The 4,774-nt window shown below is 72.2% G+C and carries 6 protein-coding genes; 5 read left to right on the top strand and 1 reads right to left on the bottom strand.

The window, feature by feature from the left end:
• Both G6031_RS08095 and G6031_RS08090 read left to right on the top strand, forming a co-directional pair.
• Nucleotides 1-740, top strand: a 740-nt coding sequence (locus G6031_RS08095; RefSeq protein WP_241737253.1) for an endonuclease/exonuclease/phosphatase family protein, incomplete at its 5' end; no start/stop codon positions are given.
• Entirely contained in the window at nucleotides 737-1,357 is a 621-nt protein-coding gene (locus tag G6031_RS08090) for a hypothetical protein (protein WP_182652982.1), read from the top strand. The genes G6031_RS08095 and G6031_RS08090, both read left to right, overlap by 4 nt.
• 49 nt (nucleotides 1,358-1,406) lie before the next feature.
• Here the strand turns inward: G6031_RS08090 and G6031_RS08085 are convergent, their stop codons facing one another.
• Nucleotides 1,407-2,735 (bottom strand): cation:proton antiporter, encoded by a 1,329-nt coding sequence (locus tag G6031_RS08085; RefSeq protein WP_347238467.1) that lies wholly within the window; start codon nucleotides 2,733-2,735, stop codon nucleotides 1,407-1,409.
• A 99-nt stretch (nucleotides 2,736-2,834) separates the two neighbouring features.
• Here G6031_RS08085 and G6031_RS08080 point away from each other — a divergent pair, with 99 nt between their 5' ends.
• The 3 genes from G6031_RS08080 to G6031_RS08070 all read left to right on the top strand — a co-directional run.
• Nucleotides 2,835-3,842, top strand: a complete 1,008-nt coding sequence (locus G6031_RS08080; RefSeq protein WP_179525628.1) for an LLM class oxidoreductase — start codon at nucleotides 2,835-2,837, stop codon at nucleotides 3,840-3,842.
• Nucleotides 3,843-3,875: 33 nt separating this feature from the next.
• Complete coding sequence (locus G6031_RS08075; RefSeq protein WP_182652981.1) at nucleotides 3,876-4,577, top strand: oxygenase MpaB family protein; 702 nt, start codon at nucleotides 3,876-3,878, stop codon at nucleotides 4,575-4,577.
• An 84-nt stretch (nucleotides 4,578-4,661) separates the two neighbouring features.
• A partial coding sequence (locus G6031_RS08070) for a deoxyribodipyrimidine photo-lyase (RefSeq protein WP_182652980.1) occupies nucleotides 4,662-4,774 on the top strand: 113 nt, incomplete at its 3' end.

Raw genomic sequence — 4,774 nt, 5'->3', positions numbered from 1 at the left:
GCGCCCCCGCGGTCCGCGCGCTCCTGGCCGCCGAGCGGCCGACGGTTCTCGGCGCCCAGGAGGTGCTGCGTGAGCAGGCCACGGTGATGCTCGACGCCCTGGGCCCCGGGTACGCCGTGGTCGGCCGCGGTCGGGGCTCAGACGGGGGCGGCGAGGCCTCGCCGATCTTCTACGACTCGGGCAGGCTCGACTTGCTCGACTGGGACCAGATCGCGCTGTCCGATCAGCCCACCCGCGCGGGATCGGCGTCCTGGGGGAACCTCATCCCCCGGGTCATGGTGTCGGCGGAGTTCCGCGATCGCGGGACCTCACGGAGCTTACTCGTGATCAACACCCACCTCGACCCGTTCTCCGCGCGCTCCCGTCTGCGGTCGGCGCGGGCGATTCTCGACCTGGTGTCCGCCGCCGCCCCGTCGTCCGCCCGGCACAGTCCGGCGCTGGTGACCGGCGACCTCAACACGGGCCCGGCCGGTGCGGCGGTCCGAGAACTGGTCCGGGAGGGGACTCTGGTCGACAGTTGGCACAGCGCGCGGACCCGCGCGAGCGAGGAGTGGGGGACGTACACCGGCTACCGCGCGCCGCGGAGGAACGGGGCGCGCATCGACTGGATACTCGCCTCGTCAGCATTTAGGGTCACCCACGCCGCGGTCAACCCGCTGCGGCCCGGCGGCGTGTGGGCGTCGGACCATCTGCCCGTCCACGCCGTCGTGCGTCTCGACCGAGGGGGTGTCGCCGCGTGATCGACAACTTCCTGCGTCCCGCGGAGAACCGCGTGCGGATGGCGGCGGACGCTCTGCGGATCCTCGGGGCCCTCAGCGTCCTGCTCGCCCTGCTGCTGCACGGTCTCACGGACGCGGCCATCGTCGCGTTCGCCCTGCCGGGACTGATGCTCCCGCGCTTCGTCGGGATGAGGCCGTGGGCGGACACCGCGGTGTCGGTCACGTTGCTCGTCGCCGCCTGGAGCAACGTCTTCGACCTGTACACGCGCATCTGGTGGTGGGACATCGTGGTCCACTTCGCGTGCGCCGGAGCGCTGGCGGTGGTGACCTACCTGTTCCTCGCGCACCGCGGGATCGTGCCGGCACCGGGTGACGGGGGTGTCCCGGCCGCGGCGGCGGTGGTGCTCACCACCGCCTTCGGACTGGCCCTGGGCGCCCTGTGGGAGATGGTGGAGTGGTTCGGCCACGCCTACCTGACGGACCGGATCTACGTGACCCTCGACGACACGATCGGGGACATGGCCGCGGGTGGTCTCGGCGCCCTGGCCGCGGGTCTGCTCCTGGCCCACTGGCCCCGGGTGCTGATGCCGACCGACCAGCCCGGTCGCGTGTCCTCGGAGGCGGGGTCCCGCCGCTAGACGGTCGACCCGGAGACCGCTGCCCGGGTACCACCGCTGACGCCGGACCTCACCGGATGCCGTCCTCGTCGTCGTCGTTCCCCCGTGACCCCGGTGAGACGGGGTCCTCCGGTGACGGTGGCGTGGCGCCCGGCCGACGAACCGGGGCTCCGGCCCGCACCACCTCCGCCAGGAGGGGGAAGAGCAGGACGGTGACCGCCCCGGCCGCCACAAGGACGGAGGAGATCTCGCCCGTCATCAGACCGTTGTTCACCGCGACCTCGGTGACCGCCACGATGATCGGGAGACCGGTCGCCGCGTACAGACCCACCCTCGCCCGTTCCCGTGGACCGTCGAGCCCGGGGCTCGCGCGGGTGACGGTCTCGCCCAGCCACACCCCTCCGCCGCGGAGGACCAGCATGCTCACCACGGCCGCCACCAGCACCCACGGCGAGGCCGCCACGGCCCCGAGGTCGATGCCCATCCCCGACACCACGAAGAAGGCGGGGATGAACAGGGTGTAGCCGACGGTCTCCAGTTGACGGAGCAGGATCGCGGCGAGACCGCGGTCCGGGGCCTGGCCACCGCCGCGCAGGTGTGCCCCGAGGGAGTCGACCAGTCGGCGCAGGATCATGCCGGCGGCGAACGCGCCGAGCACCACGTCCAGACCGAACACCGTGGCCACGACCATCATGGTGGCCAGCAGCAGGATCACCGTGCGCATGGCCAGCTGTCCGGTGGAGGTGGTGCCCTGCAGGAGCGCCCGACCGAGCGCGGGGATGTGGAGCAGTCGGGCCGGCACCGCCAGGATCACCAGCGCGGCCAGTCCGAACAGCCCGACGGCCGCGATGGAGGACTCGATGCTGCGGGTACCGAGCAGCACCGCCATCACGAGGATCGGCCCCAGTTCCCCCACCGCGCCGTGGGTGAGGACCGCCCGGCCCACGGGGGTGCTGTCATGGCCGGAGCCCTTGAGGATGGGCAACAGGGTCCCGATGGCCGTGGAGGTGAGCAGGAGCCCGATCGCCACGGCGGTCTCCCAGCGGCCCGAGACCATCCACCCCACCCCGGCTGCCAGGATCAGGCTGACGACCCAGGTCCCGGCCGCTCGTCGTCCGCTGCGCCCGGTGAGGGTGGAGACCTCGAGCTCGAACCCCGCCAGCAGGAACAGCATCCCCAGCCCGAGCTCCGCGAGGAGCGCCACCCCGCCGGATTCCACCGCCAGGTCCAGACCGTTGGGGCCGATCACCATCCCGCCCACCAGGAGGAGCACCACGCCCGGGATGAACGAGCGGGTGACCCCGGACAGCACCGGTGCCGCCCAGACGGCCAGGACGATCCAGAACAGCGAGACGAGTTCGGTGGGGGACGCCTCGGCGGCCAGGAGGGTGGTGGTCACGTCCGGCCTCTCGCTCGATCGATGAAGGAGAGCTTAGACGAGCGGCGCGCACGCGAGGCCGTCGACCGGCGTCGACCGGATCGTGCGAGGGTGGGGCACATGACCACCTCGCCGCTCGACACGTCCGACGGTGACCCCCGGCGGCTCCCGGGCTTCCGTCGGACGTTCGGCGCGGGGCGACTGACCCTCGGGCTGGGATTCCCGCTGCGGACGCGCGCCGACCGGGTTGACGGCCCGGACATCAGCGAACAGATCGAGGTCGCCCGGGCCGCGGAGACCGGAGGGTTCGCCGCCCTCTACGCCCGGGACATCCCGCTTCGCGTCCCGTCGTTCGGCGACGTGGGCCAGATCTACGATCCGTGGGTGTTCCTCACGTACGTGGCCGCCCACACCAGCCGGATCGCCCTCGGGACGGCGGCCGTCGTGCTGCCCGTCCGCCATCCACTGCACGTGGCCAAGTCCGCGGCCAGCCTGGACCGTCTCTCCGGCGGCCGGTTCCTCCTGGGCGTGGCCTCCGGCGACCGGCCGGAGGAGTTCCGCGCGTTCGGGCTGGAGCAGGGGCGGCGGGGGGAGAGGTTCCGGGAGAACCTCACGGTGATGACACACGCCCTCACCACCGAGATGCGCGGGATCCGCTGGTCCGGGGGGTGGATGCACAGCGCGGACGTTGTCCCCAAGCCCACCGCCTCGTCGGTGCCGCTGATCATGACCGGCTCGTGTCAACAGAGCATCACGTACCTGGCCGCCCACGGGCACGGATGGCTGACCTACCCGCGTGACTTCGACGCGCAGCGCCGGACCGCCGCGAGGTGGCGCGAGGTGGTGACCGAGAGCCGGGAGAGAGGATCCGACGACGACGAGGTGTTCAGTCCCTTCGCGCAATCGCTCCAGATCGACCTGGCCGAGGACCCCGACGAGGCGGCCTCGCCGATCGGCTTCGGGTTCCGGATCGGTCACCGGCGTCTGGTCGAGCACCTGGCGGACCTGCGGGGGATCGGGGTCAACCACGTCCTGCTGGGGGTCGGGGCGTCCCGCCGGCCGATCCGGGAGGTCGTCCACGAGCTGGCCGAGACCGTCGTGCCCCACTTCCCCGCGCTCGCCCACTAGCCTCACCGGCGGAACGGAGAGGCGGGACCACCCATGACAGGCGCGGCCACCCCGGAACCCGGACTGTTCGAGCACCTCCGGTCCCGGCAGTTCCTGTTCATGTTGCCCCGCGCGGTGTCACTGCAGCTGATGCACCCGGCGATCAGTGCGGCGATGCTCGAGCACTCGCCCTCCCCGGGCTTCGTCTGGCTGCACAAGCAGCGATCGGTCCCCCCGACGATCGACATGGCGTTCGACCCGCATCCGGAGTCCTGGATCCCGAGGCGCAACGTGGTCACGCACGACACCATCCGGGGAACCGACGCCGACGGCCACCGTTACCACTCACTGGACCCGCAGGTCTTCCACTTCCAACACGCCACGTACGTGGACTCGCTGTTCGAGACCATCACGAGATTCCGCGGTCCACTGGACGCCGGGGAACGCCGGTCGGTCTACGCCTCGTGCTGCAGGTGTTACCGCGCCTACGGCATCTCCGACGCACCGCTGCCCCCGACGGTCGAGGACTTCGACGCCTACTTCCGCGACCGGACCGGGGCGCTCGCCGTCACCCCGGCGCTCACGCGCTACCGCGGGCAGCTCCTCCGCCCGCGCCAGTGGTGGCCGGCCGCGGTCCCCGCCGGCGCCATCCGGACGTTCCTGCATCCCGCGGCCGCGCGGGCACTCGGGGTGCGGCCGTCCGCGATCGACCGCGCGGTGTCCGCCGCGTTCACCTCGGCGTCCTCGCTCGGGTGACCGCGTCTGCCACAATCGAGCCACGGCGGCGGGATCCGGCACGACCCCGGGGAGGGTACCCGCCCGAGGAGATCCGGAGGCGATGTGACCATCTCGATCCTGTGGTTCCGCCGCGACCTACGACTGGCCGATCACCCGGCCCTCCTGGCGGCCGTCGACTCCTCGGACGAGGTCCTGCCGGTGTTCGTGCGCGACCC

It is taken from the genome of Dietzia sp. CQ4 (assembly GCF_014145125.1).
Lineage (GTDB): Bacteria > Actinomycetota > Actinomycetes > Mycobacteriales > Mycobacteriaceae > Dietzia > Dietzia natronolimnaea.
This window is presented reverse-complemented; position numbering and strand designations above follow the sequence as displayed.

Excerpts from the sequence above, each read along its gene's own strand:
- G6031_RS08075 (WP_182652981.1), top strand. The coding sequence starts at position 3,876 with ATGACAGGCGCGGCCACCCCGGAACCCGGACTGTTCGAGCACCTCCGG.
- G6031_RS08080 (WP_179525628.1), top strand. The coding sequence starts at position 2,835 with ATGACCACCTCGCCGCTCGACACGTCCGACGGTGACCCCCGGCGGCTC.